The following is a 14,822-nucleotide window of genomic DNA, read 5'->3' as shown; positions in this document are numbered from 1 at the left end:
ACATCAAATTTTTAGAGCTTATTAATTAAAATGAAACAATATCTTATTTTTATCTTCTTAAGATCTCAATTTTCTTTATGCTTAAGTTTAGTAATCTTTTTCAAAAACCATTTTTTGAATAAAATGACGAAGATGAATCACCTTATGAAAAACATTTATAAATATAGCTAATGAGATATTGGTTTCTTCTCTCCGTTTATCATACATATAATTCATAAAAATAGATATTTTTTGATCATGATATCCGTCATAATTGATAACAAAATGGGCATCATAAATTTTTACATTGCTCCCAAGAGAGCTTACAGATTATAAAAATACATGATGGTCTCATATTTTTCGGCTTATCCAATAGGAGAACAGAATGAAATTATTAGTCGTTACTCTCATAGCAAGTGCAACACTATTTTTTCAACCAGTCAATGCTCAAACACTAAAAATTGCAAGTGAAGGATCCTACCCTCCATTTAGTTACATTGATTCAAATAACGAACTCCAAGGTTTTGATATTGATATATCTTATGCCCTTTGTAAAAAAATGAATGTTACGTGTACAATCATCACTCAAGACTTTGAGGGAATGATTCCCGGTCTTCTTGCAAAAAAATATGATGCTATTATTGCTTCACTCGCCACTACACAAGAGCGCTTACAAAAGATTGATTTCACAGATTCTTACTATAATACAGAACTCGCTGTGATTGTTACTAAAAATTCAGGGATTAAAGAAATTACTGCGCAGGCTTTTAAAGGTAAAAATCTTGGCGTGCAATCAAATACAACACAAGCAGCCTATGCAGAAGACCATTATGCTTCTGAAGGAGTAAATATTAAACTCTATCCGACAACAATAGAAGTGAATCGTGATCTTTTAAACCGTCGGCTTGATGCCATTATTGTAGATAAATTACAAGCATTAAACTGGCTTGGAAAAGAAGGTAAAGACTGTTGTCAATTCTTAGGGACTCTTGAAAAAGTAAAATTTCCTATTGCAATTGCTCTACGTCAAAATAATAACGAGCTTAAAGATAAATTTAATAAAGCAATAAAAGAAATTCATATGGATGGAACTTATGATAAGATTATGAAAAAATATTTTGCATTTGATATTTATTAAATATCAATAGGTATTAAAATTAAGCACACTCTCCATTTCTAGAAAACTATTATCTAACCCTTTTTGTAAGGAGCGCAAGAATGATTGAAAATTTAACATTGCTGTCCTTTAGCAATGGAGGGTGGGGAATGGTTATACTTTCTAGTGCTGGGATAACATTATCATTGGCTTTATGCTGTGGGCTTTTAGGATTTCCTTTAGGACTTCTCGCTGCTGTGATGATTCGATCCGATATTAAAATAGCTAAAGCCATAGCAACCATCTTTTCATCTGTATTTCGTGGATTACCAGAACTTTTAACCCTATTTTTAGTTTACTATGGGCTGCAAAATATTATTCAAATTGTTCTTGATTATTTTAATATTGAAGTCATGTTCAGTATTAATGCTTTTTTTGCTGGCGTCCTTGCACTCAGTGTGGTTCTTGCAGCTTTTTCTTGTGACGTCTGGCTTGGAGCGTTTAATATCTTTGACAAAGGTCAATATGAAGCGGCTAAAACGTTAGGACTTTCACGATCAACCACATTTTTTCGTGTTATTTTTCCTCAGCTCGTTCAAAATGCATTGCCAGGACTTTCTAATAATTGGCTTACTTTGCTTAAAGATACATCTCTCGTATCAACTATTTCACTTGTTGACCTTATGCGACAAACAAATCTGGCAGTTGCCGCTACCAATAAACCTATGCTATTTTATTTAGTGGCATGCTTACTCTATTTATTATTTTCAGCGTTCTTTTCTGCAATCCTACACTATCTGGAAACATACACTCAAGCAGGATATCGAAAGGTCTTGAACTCATGATTCCTGAGTGGCTTTATTTTCTTTTTAATCCTGCTCTTCTAAACCGTTATGGTCCCAAATTTATTGAGGGATTTATTATTACTATTGAACTCGTTTCTATTTCTTGCTCTATTGGTTTTATTTTTGGCATGCTTATCGCATATGCTCGCTTGTCCAATAATAAGTTTTTACAATATTTTTCGCAGGCTTATGTCTATTTTTTCCGTGGATCTCCATTATTAGCCCAACTTTTTCTATTCTACTACGGACTTGGTTCAATGAGTAGCGTTTGGCAACAAGTCGGTTTATGGTGGTTTTTCCAAAATGAATGGTATTGCTGTCTTTTCATTTTTTCTCTCAATTCTGCTGCTTATCAATCCGAAATCTTTAAAGGAAGTTTTCTATCCATAACAACTGGACAACGTGAGGCATCAAAAGCATTAGGACTGAGCAGTTCTGTAACATTTTTTAAAGTTATTCTTCCGCAAGCAATGGTTTTAGCATTGCGTCCTTTAGGAAATGAACTTATTTCAATGATTAAATCTAGTGCCATTGCCTCACTTATCACTGTTTATGATTTAATGGGAATCGCTAAGCTCACCTACTCCCGAACATTTGATTTTCAAGTTTATATTTGGGCAGCCTTTCTCTACCTCTTTATTGTTGAATTTATTCATCGTTTTATTATTTTTATTGAATATCGCCTCTCTCGGTATTTACGATAAAGAAAACAGTCATAAAAAAAACTTTGTAATATCAAAATGTTACTTTAATCAATTGATTTATCAGTGAAAGAATATAACAAAATGAATTTAGAACCTAATAAATCTGTCCATACTGCTGAAGACTCTGTGATTTCTATCCAAAATTTGAATAAATGGTACGGAGATTTTCAAGTGCTCTATAATATTAATTTCGATGTTAAATCTGGCGAGCGCATCGTTCTCTGCGGACCTTCAGGATCAGGAAAATCAACTTTAATTCGTTGTATTAATCAATTAGAAACAGCGCAAAAAGGTTCCATTTGTGTTCACAATATCGATATTCACACTGCTCCTCTACACCAGCAGAAAAATGTTCTACGTAAAATAGGAATGGTCTTTCAAAATTTTAATTTATTTCCTCATATGAGTGTTATGCAAAATTGTATTTTAGCCCCTATGACAGTTCAAGGACTTTCCAAACAACAAGCAAAAGAACGAGCAATGCGTTATCTTACAGATGTTGGAATTGAAAAACATGCTGAAAAATATCCTTTACAACTCTCAGGCGGACAACAACAACGTGTTGCAATTGCTCGTGCACTTTGTATGGAACCTGAAGTGATGCTTTTTGATGAGCCAACGTCAGCTCTTGATCCAGAAAGTGTTAGAGAAGTCTTAGAAGTTATGGTTCAATTGGCAAATACAGGTATAACAATGCTTTGCGTTACTCATGAAATGGGTTTTGCACGCGAAGTTTCAGAAAGAATACTTTTTTTAGAAAATGGACAAATTCTCGAAGATACAGCATCTGATGTATTTTTTACCAATCCTAAATGCCAACGTGCTCGTGAGTTTCTTGCTAAAATTAAATATTAATCGTCCACATTGTCGCATTCGCACAATGCTAAATGTCCTGATTTTTCTTTCAAAAGAGTTATAATCGTTTGAGCCGCAACAACTCCAGAGGGAGCTTCAGTCTTCATTTTTCGTTCCATCATCTCAAAAGAATCAAGTTGTGCTTGGCGTAATAAAGGATTATACAGGAGTTGTTCCATCTGCCTTGCTAACATACCAGGTCGTAGAAATTCATTAAAATACTCCGGCACAGTAGGCTTATCAGAGATAATATTTGGCAAAGCAGCACTCCATAACATTATTTTTGGAAAAAGTAGAAATTTAGAAAAACAATCTAATTTATAGCAAAGGACCATAGGAATCTTTGCCAATGCTAACTCAAGTGAAACTGTTCCAAGTGCCGCAAGAGCAACATCCGCGTCCATAAAAGCATGCCATTTTGCATCTTCACCAACAACAATCTCCACCTTGCTTTTCCAGCCTCGTACAAAATCATGAATTTCATCCACCAAATGCGGCAAAGTTGGTAAAATAATACGTAAATGAGGCTCACGTTGTGCGAAAATTTCTACTGCTTCTCTAAAAATGGGCATTAAATAACGAATCTCTAACTTGCGAGATCCAGGTAACACAACCAGTGTAGGCAATGAAGCTTGTTTAATCGATAAATTTTTCTTTCTTAATTGGCGCTTTTTTTCTGATTGAACAGTCAAGAGCGGAGGATAAGTTAAAAGGCGGTGTCCAACATAAGTCGTAGCAGGACCTCCAAAATCCTTCATAATCTTTTCTTCAAAAGGAAAAATTGCTAAAACATGGTCAACAAACTCACGCATAGCTTTAGCACGCTCTGGACGCCATGCCCAAACGGTTGGTGCAATATATTTAATGATAGGAATAGAAGGTGATAAAGCACGCACTTTTTTTGCAACACGATGGGTAAAATCAGGACTATCAATAATAATTAGACAATCGGGCTGTTCTTGTGCAATAAATTTCGATAAATTGCGAATATGCCTCAGCAATGACGGAAGCTTTTTTAATACTGCACCTAAACCTATTAAAGCAATATCATGAAAATCAAAAAAACTTTTTAAACCTAATGCCTTTAAATGGCTTCCACCAACACCAATCAAATGAATATGACATCCTGTCTGTTGTGATAAACAAGAAATCAAATCCGCTCCTAGAAAATCACCTGATTCCTCACCTGCAATAACAGCAATTTTTAAGAAACAATCACTCATGATCAAAATTTTCAAATGTTTCTATAAATAGAGAATATTTGTTAGCTTTTTCTATTGTTGTTTTCACCGACAATATAAGACTTCTATTTGCCTCTACGGCAATGCCAGATAATCCACTCTTTACAATATTCATTATTGTAGCAGGCCCAATTGATGGCAAATCAACACGATGATCTTGTTGTGGTTTTGCACATTTAACAAGAACACCACCTTTAGGTGGAATTTGTCCCCTTTCTCGCATTTCACAAACCCGCCACAGCATATTATCGGTTCCCTCAGCTCCCTCAACCGCAATCACCCTTTCATTGATAGCTACCACTGCTTGCCCAATATCTAATTGACCTAAAAGCTTTGCTGCTTGTGCAGCTAAGAAAATATCTTTTTTCTCTTTTTGAGTAGCTCGCCGTGACGTCAAATTAAATGCTCTTGGTGCTAAAAGATCTGGTACTATCTCATGAGCACCGATAACATAAAAACCATGCTTTTCAATAATCTTTATAAAAGCTCTCAATAATGCATCATCTCCACCCCTCAAAGCTCCAATTAACTTAGGAAGAGCTAAAAATGTTTTCCAATCAAATTGTAATTGTGTAAGAAGAGGCCGTTTTTTTACACCACCTGCCAAAACAATATTACAAACTCCAGCTGTTTTTAAAATTTTAACAAGTCGCGCTAACTCCACAATTGATAATTCGCAATGATCATAACGATGAAGCACAGTATCTGCTTCATCACGCAAAAGTACCAGAAAAGGATTCTGCCCATTCTTCTCAAGCTCTTGAGCAACAGTGATAGGTAGAACACCATTTCCTGCTATAATAGCAGTACGGCCGGAAAGACAGCTTCTGGCACGAAATACTGGCATTTTTAATCCTTATTTTCTTTTATTCTATCACCTTCAAATCTTGGTGTACAATAAAAACGTTTTCCTTTTTCTTTAATAAAATTAACGACATCAACTACAGACTGAGAAGTAGAATAAAAAGAAGAAACGTCGCTGACACGCTCTTTAAACGGTTTGCTATGATCAAAAAGCATAGAAACAGCATGACGTAATGCATGAATATCTGTACGTGCAAGCCCTGCACGCTTCATACCAATAATATTTAATCCAGCAAGCTTTGCCTGCACCCCAACAGCTGTTCCATAAGGGATTAAATCACCAACCAGTGCAGAAACACCACCTATAAATGCATGATGCCCAATACGAACAAATTGATGAACGGCAGCACCACCACCAATAATAACATAGTCCCCGACAGTAACATGCCCAGCAATCATTGCATTATTAGCAAATGTTACGTTATTTCCCACATAACAATCGTGAGCGACATGCGCATAACAAAAAAACTGACAGTTATTGCCGACACTCGTCATTCCTACACTCGAGTCGGAACCTCTATGCATTGTCACACCTTCACGAATCGTACAATTTTTACCAATAGAAAGAGTTGTACTTCCTCCCTTATGTTTACTATTTTGTGGATCTGCCCCCAAAACTGCATGCGAAAATACTTTACTATTGGCTCCTAATGTTGTCTTCCCCATTATTACAACATGACTCATCAAACTGCATCCATCACCAATAACAGCCTCTGAACTAATATGACAAAACGGCCCAACTTGTACATTCTCACCAAGCTGCGCTCCTTTCTCTACAAGAGCAGTTGGATGAATTTTTGTACCGGACATTTTAAAATCCCCATTAATATCGTTTACTCTTCTTCTATAATCATCGCAGTAATTTCTGCTTCAGCGACGCGAACATCCTCCACTTTTGCAACACATGAAAAACGTCTCATGCCAGATCTCTTTTTTAAAAGCTGAACATAAATCTTTAACTGATCACCAGGAATTACCGGTTTACGAAACTTTGCATTATCAACCGTCATAAGATAAACTAAGTTTGTTTTCTTATTTCCTAATCTTAAAAGTGAAATTGCACCTGCTGTTTGTGCCATAGCTTCTAAAATCAAAACTCCAGGCATAACTGGCTTTTCGGGGAAATGTCCCATAAAATGTGGCTCATTAATAGTTACATTTTTAATACCAATCGCTTCTTGCTCATCATCAATTCCCACTATGCGATCGATCAATAAAAATGGATAACGATGTGGTAATATTGATAGCAATTGTTCAATATCTAAAGCCTCTAAACTTTTCATTTCTCCAGTGTTGGACATATCAGGCTTTCTCCTTTTTAACTTTGCCAATATTACGCAACGCCGCCACTTCACGAAACCACTGTTTAAATGGTCGTGCTGGAATCCCTCCCCATTTTTCTCCATCTGGAATGTCATTCATCACACCACTACCAGCAGCGATCTGAACACATTTACCGATGACGATATGATCCGCCACCCCAACACTCCCACCAAGTTGAGACATGTCACCTACAGATGTACTTCCAGCAATCCCACACTGCGCGGCAATAAGACAATAGCGACCAATCCTTACATTGTGAGCAATCTGTACTAAATTATCAATTTTACTTCCTTCACCGATAATGGTATCCTCAAACGTCCCACGATCAATTGTTGTATTCGCACCAATTTCTACACCATCCTCGATGATAACACGACCAAGCTGTGGAATCTTTTCAATCCCAGAAACGCTACCAACATAACCAAAACCGTCTTGCCCAATACAAACACCAGGATAAATCTGAACTCTATCCCCTATTAAGGAATATTGAACTGTTACCTTAGGGGCGATATAGCAGTCACGCCCAATACGACAATTCTCACCGATAACAGCAGTAGAAGAAATAAGTGTTCCAGCTCCAATCTCAACATTTTTACCAACGACAGCCCCTGCTTCAATACACACATCATGTGCGAGTTTAGCACTTGGATGAATGTGCGCATGCAGCGAAATTCCTCTCTCACCAAACCAAGGTACTGGCTTGACAGAATCAGGAAATAAAATACGACCAATCTGAGCAAAATCACGCTGGGGTGTAGATGTCACCAAAATCGCCATAGATTTAGGGACTTTAAAAACAATTTCATTCGTACAAAAAACAGCGACAGCAGAACTCCCCAAGAGAGCATCAGAAAACTTCCGATGCTCCACAAACACGAGAGACCCTTCCTCAGCACTCTCAAGTGAAGAAAGAGTATTTATAACCGTGTTAGAAAACTCTGGATTAAGAAGTTTAGCACCCGTCAACTCTGCAACATTAGCAACCGTCAGCCGCCGGGACGGCGTAAAAAAAAATGTATCCGCCATCAAAAAACTTTCTCTCCCAGCCTAACCCACTTGCTTCATTTTTTCCTTCTTCAAGAAAACTCAAATCAGAACTTCGTAGAAATACCAAAATTCAATTGCTGCAAATGATCACCTTCTTGCTTTTTTATTGGCCAAGCATAATCAAAACGCAATGGACCAAACGGCGAATCCCACATCAAACTTAAACCCGCAGACGAGCGCCATACACTTTTGGTATATGTAACAGGCATTTCATCCTGAACAACAGGTTTGTAATTATTACCATAAAGTGTTGCCATATCTGCAAATAAAGCACCACGCAACCCCAATCCCTCAGGCACAACAGGTATAGGAAATTGTACTTCAGCAGTCGCATTCATATAGGTCGTCCCTCCTAAAAAATAAACTTCACCTTGATTAGAAATCTGACGCGGACCTATTCCATTGTATTTGAAGCCTCGGAGCATATCAGTATTTATCTTAAACATATCGAAGATACGAACACCATTTTTGCCTATTTCATGAATATAACCACCACCAAAAGAAAATAAACCAACAAGATCCATCTGCTCAGAAAGCGTCTTGTACCTCATCGCTTTCCCCGTTGTCTTCAAGAACTTTGCACTTCCACCAAGCCCTGCATACTCCTGAAGAATACGCGTATACCATCCATCATGTGGATTTTTCATATCGTCAATAGTATTATAGGTAAGACCATAACTAATTGATGAACGCTTCCAAGGGCTGTTCTTTGCGGCCTGAACAATTGCACCAGAATATTTCCCATATAATTTTCTTATGTCACTCTCTTTAGTTAAATCATACTCTTTGCCAAAATCGTACTCTTCCTGCACATAAGAATAAGCTAAATTAGCAGATAACTGATCATTAATAGGCAATCCAAATCGAAGTGATCCACCTGTCTGTCGTACATCATATGCTTTATCAGCGCGGTAAGTACTGCGAAAAACATCAACACCTGCAGATGAACGATAACCCAAGAAATAAGGATCAACGAATGATAAATTATAATTACGAGATTTTTCTTGCCCAGCTCCTAAACCCAAACGGACATACTGACCACGCCCTCCAATATTACGCTCTGTAACAGATACTTCAAGCGACATACCAGGACTCGTACCACCCGTTGTATACCCTCCAGAAAGGGAAAGGTCTCCTGTTGGAGCTTCAACAACATCTACAACCAAAATAACCTGATCAGACTGATCGGTCGGAACGATTGAAATATTAACTGCTTTAAAAAAGCCCAAACTTTCTAGACGACGCTTTGCACGCTGTACCAAAGTTTGATTGTAAGCATCTCCTTCGTTCAAATCAATCTCACGGCGAACAACATAATCACGCGTTTTTTCATTGCCACGCACTTCAATGCGCTGAATATAAGCACGTGGGCCCTGTTCAATATTATATGAAATCGAAATTGTGTGATTTACAAAATCACGATTCCCCCGCGGCTCAACTTTAGCAAAAGCATAACCAGAATCAGCAGCTTTATTATTAATAATTGCAACGGACTGTTCAATATTCTCTGCACTGTAAATATCACCAGACCGAGTTTTCAGTATATTTTTCACAGATTGAACATCAATCCCATCGATATCGCTTTCAACCTGAATATCACCAATTTTATAGCGCACGCCCTCATCAAGAACAAAGTCAATTTTATATGCGTTACTTACTTCATCAAAAACCGCTTTAGAGGAAACAATTCGGAAATCCGCATAACCACGATTATGATAAAAGCGACGGAGGACCTCTTCATCAGCAGCTAAACGCTCTTCACTGTAAACATCACCTCCCAACAATAATGAGAACACTCCAGAAGGCTTTGTTAAAATCACATCACGCAAACGGCGGCTTCCAAAAGCACTATTTCCCTTAAAAGTGATGTCTTTAATCTTTGTCTTTCGTCCTTCAACAATATTAAATACCACATTTACACGCCCTTTTCCCAAGTTAATGGTCTGAACTGTAACAGCAACATTATTACGGCCAACAGTTTTATAGGCTCCACGAATTGTATTGATATCCTCTGAAAGCTTAGAAGAATTAAAAGGCTCATTCGGTCTTAAGGAAATAAACCGTTTAAGATCAGGATCCTTAAGGGACTTATTTCCTTGAAACAACACCTGATTGACCACCTCATACTCTTTGATAAATACAACCAGTTTATTATCAACCTGATCTATTTTAACATCATAAAATAAACCTAGCCTAAAAAGACGCTTCACCGCAGAATCAATATCACCACTGGAAACATTCTGTCCAACTTTAATGCCTATATTATCTCGAACTGCTTGAGCACTTACAAATTTATTCCCGCGAACTTCAATAGAATGAACTACAGATGCCTGTACCTCTTCAACCATTGCAACTGACATAAAAACTGTTGTCGGAACAACGCCCCCCATACCCAATACCAACACAGATGCTGCACTTAAAAACTTTGAACTCATAGTCATTGGCTTCTTTTACCTTAATCTTATTCCTTGGACATTTGGCCTTAAAAAAACGAACTGCTATAATGGCTTTTTTTCACAGAACAACTCTTAACCCCTTATTGACTGATTACAGCATACAATGCCACAATATTTTATGGACATGGTAAACAGCTTTAATTTCATTTTTTCTATTATTACCCAATTTATAAAATGTTTTCTATAATTTATTAGCTGAACCAACAAAAATAATCATTAAAGAACGCAAAAATCATAAATAAGAGAACAATAAAAAAACCTAAGCGAAAAATAATTTCTTGGATTTCAGCAGATATTGGTCTCTTCGTGAAAACTTCAATAACGTGAAATAATAAATGTCCACCATCAAGTGGCGGGATCGGGAAAAGATTAGTAAGCCCAATACCTATCGAAAGAAACGCTGCAAAATTCAACAAAGAAATAAAACCTGTCTCACTAACTTTCCAAGCAATTTTAACAGTTTTAGAAGGACCACTTAATCGACAATGATCCTCTTTTCCCCCTATTAAACGACTTACAAAAAGAAATGTTTGATTAACAATAAACGCAGTGCGTTCTAATGCTTTTCTCACAGCTGCACTAAAATCATAACGAATATGCTTTACATAAGCTGGATCTAAGCGTGTAAGATTATTGGGATCGACAGGCACACCTACACCTATCATACCGCTTTGAATCCGATTACCAAATCCATCATCTCTTTCAACTATTTTGGGTGTAATTACTGTCGTAAAGACTTGCCCCCTGCGTTCTATTTTAAACGCTATAGGATTTTCACCATGAAAAGTGACATAATTCATCAAATCTTCAAAACTCTCAACTTGTCGCCCATCCAGCTCAATAAAGCGGTCACCCAATTTCAAACCAGCCTGAACAGCAGGAGAATCTTTTACCAAAGAACCAACGACTGGCTCAATGGCTGCACGACCATAAATAAAGAAAAAAAATGTTAAAATAACAACAGTAAAAAGGGCATTGAATAAAGGACCCGCAAAGACAGTTACTGCTTTTTTCCAAGCGTGTGCACAAGCAAATGAACCATCAACAACCGAAAAAGAATGAGATGATGACGCATCTACTTCTTCTCCAATAAACTTTACATACCCACCTAAGGGAATAAGTCCTAAACGCCATTGTGTACCACATTTATCTGTATAACCAAATAGTTTTGGACCAAACCCAAGTGAAAAAACCGATGCTTTAATACCACATAACCGTCCAATCAAATAATGCCCCATTTCATGCACAAAAACAATAAGCATCACAATGAAAAGAATACTCAAACTTCTTAAAAGAAAATTCCCCCCACCTATTATATGATTTAAAAAATCCAAAATATTTTCTCCTCGCTAAATCATACAAAAGAGATTAAAAGGTGTCTCCATATCAAACATAAATGAACCAATTAAATAAAGAAAAAAAGCAGCCCCAACCAACCCATCTATACGATCCATAAAACCACCATGTCCAGGAAGCAAAGAACTAGAATCTTTAACAGAAAAATGCCTTTTTAGCCATGACTGTCCCAAATCACTTAATTGTGAAATAATTGATAAAGTGAGAGCAAGTAATATCACAAAAAAACTGCTTAAATTTATTTCAAAAAATTGAAAAGCAACCAATACACCGCCAGAAACTCCAACAACCGTGCCACCAATTGCTCCTGCCCATGTTTTATTAGGAGAAAACCGTGGTGCTAATTTTGGACCACCAAATGCACGCCCACTAAAATATCCAGCAATATCTGTTCCCCACACTACCGCAAACAAGAAGAGAATAACTTGAAATCCTAGCATCTCATAGCCTCGCAAAAAGGATAAAGCTACAACTGGAAAAGAAGCATATAAAAAACCAAAGAAGACCCATACACTCTTTTTTATAGGTCTAATAGATAAAAGTGTTGCAAAAACTATCAAGACACCAAAAATAATCAAAGCTGATACACTTGATGCCAAAAAAGAACCAAAAACTAAATAAAAAATGCTTGCTAATATTTTTTGCGAAACATGCCAATTCTCTTTAGTAATATTAATCCATTCATAAAGGATAAAACCGCCAATAACCCAAGCAAACAAAAAAAATAAAGTGCCACCAAACCATGTTAAATACAAAGCAATAACACCAAAAACAAAAGCCGTTAGAGTACGATAAGCAAGATTAGACAAAACAACTTCCAAACAATAAAAATAACGAATACAAATTTAAAAATTGACGCACACAAAAAACCTTTCCCTGCTCTGCTTTATATCCACATTTTTGCAAACCTTTTTTATAATTTACCATAAATGATTTAATGTACCAAGATACTGCTGACAAAACCAATAACCAGAAGTAAAAATTTCAAAAATCTTTACATTAAGATCAACTATAAAACATATTTTCCAATATTCTATTATCCATAAAACGAAAAAGCAGCTGTTCACTGCCTATGTAAATGGTGAAATTTAAATCTGATTTTTACTTGCTATAAGACCATTTTTCCATCGAAATATCAGTTATCTTCACAAAAACCAAAGGAGCATCGAAAATAAAGAGCCTATAACAAATTATTGGGTTTACTCCATTGTGCCCTCATAATAGAAAGTCATAGCAAGATTAAGGCATTATCCTTTTCTCTTCATTTCTTCCTCAGTATTTACCATGAAATATTTAAGGCACCTTGTTCATAGCAGCATCGCCATCTACAACATAACAAGAATACATTGAAAAAACTCTCTCTGCCCTTCTAAACGATTTGCATTCATAGAATAGCTCAAAAAGCACTAATCAGGGTTATAAAAAGAGTACCCCCTATTCAAATAAACCTTATCTTTACAGTATATAATTGCGACAAGACACAGTCTACCTTTAATATCATACCACGCCCTTAAGAAACCAACCAGCTTCCGTTTTTAACCACAAAAATGTTATATAGATAGAATATAATATACCTTTTCTAACGATAAAATCACTTTAAACATGCATAATTTCTGCTTCTTTCACAGATAAAATCTTATCAATGTCAACAATAGTTTCATCCGTGAGTTTTTGAACTTTTTCGGATAAACCGTGCGCCTCATCTTGACTAATTTCACCTTCTTTTTCTAGCTTTTTCAAATTGTCCAAGCCATCGCGGCGAACATGACGGGTAGCAATACGAGCTTGCTCCGCATATTGATGTGCAATTTTTACAAGTTCTTTACGGCGCTCTTCATTCAACTCAGGTAAAGGAATACGTAAATTTACACCATCCGTGATGGGATTTAGACCAAGACCAGAATCACGAATAGCACGCTCCACAGCCCCTACCATCGTTTTATCCCATACAGAAACCGAAAGCATCCGTGGTTCTGGAACTGAAATATTTGCAACCTGATTGATAGGTACGGTAGAACCATAAGCATCAACTGTTAAAGGTTCTAATAAACTCACTGACGCCCGCCCAGTCCGCAAACCACCCAACTCATGTTTAAAAGCTGCAATAGCACCATCCATACGACGCTTCAAATCATCCATAATCGATGTAACATTCATACTTCCATCTCCTTCAATTACGACTTGAAGATTATTCTCATTCCGATACTATTGTAAACTGCCCAGTTCCATTTAATACTTTAGCCAAGCCGCCTTTTTCATGAATGGAGTATACAATAATTGGCACATTGTTTTCACGTGCTAAAGTAACTGCAGTTGTATCCATAACAGACAATCCCCATTGCAAAATCTCAACATGGGTTAATTGACTAAAGCGTTTAGCAGTAGGATCTATCTTTGGATCCGCAGAATAAATACCGTCAACTTGTGTTCCTTTCAAAAGAACATCTGCACCGATTTCTGCCGCTCGTAAAGTCGCAGCAGAATCAGTAGTAAAAAATGGGTTACCTGTACCTCCAGCAAAAATAACGACTTTTCCTTGATTCATGTAACCTATCGCTTTACGCTGTGAAAAACTCTCACAAATTTGTGGCATAGCAATTGCAGAGAGCACAACTGTATCAATGCCTAATTTGGTTAATGATGTTCTTAACGCTAAAGAATTAATAGCAGTTGCAAGCATCCCCATGTGATCACCTGTTACACGATCCCCACCATGTGAAGCAACAGCAACTCCACGAAAAATATTGCCTCCACCTATAACAATAGCAACTTCCACACCCATTGCTCGCACTTCAGCAATATCAGCAGCAATACGATCTACAACAGAAACATCAATTCCAAAGCTTTGCCCCCCCATGAGAGCTTCACCTGAAACTTTTAAAAGAATACGTTTATATTGAAGTGCTAATGTCATTGATAAACTCCCAAAAAGCACAGGTACTCTTCACTTTTAAGTTTACTAAGGGCAACACTTTATCACGTGATGCCCTTTCAACAATCATAACTTCACATACCAATGACTACACACTCAATGATATGCATTCAAACCTCTAACA

Annotated in this window: 14 protein-coding genes; 4 read left to right on the top strand and 10 right to left on the bottom strand. The window is 36.8% G+C overall.

Annotation, left to right across the window (positions count from 1 at the left end):
- The first annotated feature begins 364 nt into the window (after window positions 1-364).
- The 4 genes from ABID39_RS04745 (at window position 365) to ABID39_RS04730 (ending at window position 3,479) form a co-directional block, all read left to right on the top strand.
- Complete coding sequence (locus ABID39_RS04745; protein WP_354186566.1) at window positions 365-1,117, top strand: transporter substrate-binding domain-containing protein; 753 nt, start codon at window positions 365-367, stop codon at window positions 1,115-1,117.
- Between the two features lie 80 nt (window positions 1,118-1,197).
- Window positions 1,198-1,920, top strand: coding sequence for an ABC transporter permease (locus ABID39_RS04740; RefSeq protein ID WP_354186564.1), 723 nt, complete (start codon window positions 1,198-1,200; stop codon window positions 1,918-1,920).
- Window positions 1,917-2,624, top strand: a complete 708-nt coding sequence (locus tag ABID39_RS04735) for an ABC transporter permease (RefSeq protein ID WP_354186562.1) — start codon at window positions 1,917-1,919, stop codon at window positions 2,622-2,624. The genes ABID39_RS04740 and ABID39_RS04735 overlap by 4 nt, the downstream gene beginning before the upstream one ends.
- An 81-nt stretch (window positions 2,625-2,705) precedes the next feature.
- Entirely contained in the window at window positions 2,706-3,479 is a 774-nt protein-coding gene (locus tag ABID39_RS04730; RefSeq protein ID WP_354186560.1) for an amino acid ABC transporter ATP-binding protein, read from the top strand.
- Here the strand turns inward: ABID39_RS04730 and lpxB are convergent.
- The 10 genes from lpxB to pyrH all read right to left on the bottom strand — a co-directional run bounded on the left by lpxB (window position 3,476) and on the right by pyrH (window position 14,680).
- The gene (gene lpxB, locus ABID39_RS04725; RefSeq protein ID WP_354186558.1) at window positions 3,476-4,702 is read right to left on the bottom strand and encodes a lipid-A-disaccharide synthase; all 1,227 of its coding nucleotides are present in this window, start codon (window positions 4,700-4,702) and stop codon (window positions 3,476-3,478) included. The genes ABID39_RS04730 and lpxB overlap by 4 nt on opposite strands.
- Complete coding sequence (locus ABID39_RS04720) at window positions 4,695-5,567, bottom strand: LpxI family protein (RefSeq protein WP_354186556.1); 873 nt, start codon at window positions 5,565-5,567, stop codon at window positions 4,695-4,697. The genes lpxB and ABID39_RS04720 overlap by 8 nt, the downstream gene beginning before the upstream one ends.
- A 2-nt stretch (window positions 5,568-5,569) precedes the next feature.
- Window positions 5,570-6,394, bottom strand: coding sequence for an acyl-ACP--UDP-N-acetylglucosamine O-acyltransferase (lpxA, locus tag ABID39_RS04715; RefSeq protein WP_354186554.1), 825 nt, complete (start codon window positions 6,392-6,394; stop codon window positions 5,570-5,572).
- A 23-nt stretch (window positions 6,395-6,417) separates the two neighbouring features.
- Window positions 6,418-6,885: a 3-hydroxyacyl-ACP dehydratase FabZ gene (gene fabZ / locus ABID39_RS04710; RefSeq protein ID WP_354186552.1), complete on the bottom strand. Its 468-nt coding sequence runs from the start codon at window positions 6,883-6,885 to the stop codon at window positions 6,418-6,420.
- Between the two features lies 1 nt (window position 6,886).
- Entirely contained in the window at window positions 6,887-7,933 is a 1,047-nt protein-coding gene (gene lpxD / locus ABID39_RS04705; RefSeq protein ID WP_354186550.1) for a UDP-3-O-(3-hydroxymyristoyl)glucosamine N-acyltransferase, read from the bottom strand.
- Window positions 7,934-7,998: 65 nt separating this feature from the next.
- Complete coding sequence (bamA, locus tag ABID39_RS04700) at window positions 7,999-10,395, bottom strand: outer membrane protein assembly factor BamA (protein ID WP_354186548.1); 2,397 nt, start codon at window positions 10,393-10,395, stop codon at window positions 7,999-8,001.
- A gap of 206 nt (window positions 10,396-10,601) precedes the next feature.
- Complete coding sequence (gene rseP, locus ABID39_RS04695) at window positions 10,602-11,744, bottom strand: RIP metalloprotease RseP (protein ID WP_354186546.1); 1,143 nt, start codon at window positions 11,742-11,744, stop codon at window positions 10,602-10,604.
- A gap of 15 nt (window positions 11,745-11,759) precedes the next feature.
- The gene (locus ABID39_RS04690) at window positions 11,760-12,575 is read right to left on the bottom strand and encodes a phosphatidate cytidylyltransferase (protein WP_354186544.1); all 816 of its coding nucleotides are present in this window, start codon (window positions 12,573-12,575) and stop codon (window positions 11,760-11,762) included.
- A gap of 787 nt (window positions 12,576-13,362) precedes the next feature.
- A complete protein-coding gene (frr, locus tag ABID39_RS04685; RefSeq protein WP_354186542.1) occupies window positions 13,363-13,923 on the bottom strand; it encodes a ribosome recycling factor in 561 nt (186 codons plus the stop codon).
- Between the two features lie 37 nt (window positions 13,924-13,960).
- The gene (gene pyrH, locus ABID39_RS04680) at window positions 13,961-14,680 is read right to left on the bottom strand and encodes a UMP kinase (RefSeq protein ID WP_354186540.1); all 720 of its coding nucleotides are present in this window, start codon (window positions 14,678-14,680) and stop codon (window positions 13,961-13,963) included.
- Window positions 14,681-14,822 lie beyond the last annotated feature (142 nt).

Source organism: Bartonella japonica, from assembly GCF_040545385.1.
Lineage (GTDB): Bacteria > Pseudomonadota > Alphaproteobacteria > Rhizobiales > Rhizobiaceae > Bartonella > Bartonella japonica.
Note: the sequence above shows the minus strand (reverse complement) of the source record. Positions and strands in the feature narration are given on the sequence as shown.